Annotated in this window: 2 protein-coding genes; one reads left to right on the forward strand and one right to left on the reverse strand. The window is 59.1% G+C overall.

The genetic code is table 11. From position 1 onward, the window contains the following. The coding region (locus tag A3730_RS00915; RefSeq protein ID WP_156500724.1) for a DEAD/DEAH box helicase at positions 1 to 180 on the reverse strand (180 nt) is incomplete at its 3' end. 112 nt (positions 181 to 292) lie between these two features. On the opposite strand from A3730_RS00915, the gene A3730_RS00920 reads away from it, so the two are divergent. Further along, positions 293 to 570, forward strand: a 278-nt coding sequence (locus A3730_RS00920) for a chromate transporter (protein ID WP_197477208.1), incomplete at its 3' end; no start/stop codon positions are given.

Raw genomic sequence — 570 nt, forward strand, 5'->3', positions numbered from 1 at the left:
ACCGGTGCCTGGCCGGACCAGGGCGGGGATCTGATAGCACAGGGATTTACCGCCGCCGGTGGGCATCAGCACCAGGGCGTCGTCGCCCTGGATCAGGGTATTGATAATGGTCTGCTGTTCACCGCGAAACTGGTGGTAGCCGAAGACATGTTCAAGAACGGAGTGGGCATTGGATTGCATGGCCGGGAGTATACCCGTGGGACCGGAGCGATGACATCCGGACGACATGCATTCGAGTGTCATGACGGTGTGGTAGCGTTTTGGGCACTGTGGACGGTTAAGTGTGTAGGTAATGACAGAAATATTTCGTCAGTTTTTGCTGCTGGGGCTGATCAGCTTTGGCGGGCCGGCGGCCCATGTGGGGTATTTTCACCAGCGATTTGTGGTGCAACTGCAATGGTTGAGCGAGGCGGACTTTGCCCGCTTGCTGGCACTCACCCAGTTTCTGCCGGGGCCGGCGTCCAGCCAGTTGGGCTTCGCCATAGGCCGGGTGCGCGGCGGGGTGGCGGGGGCGTTTGTGGCCTTTATTGGTTTTACCTTGCCGTCCTTTTTGTTGATGGCACTGCTGGC

The organism is Alcanivorax sp. HI0044 (assembly GCF_001634945.1).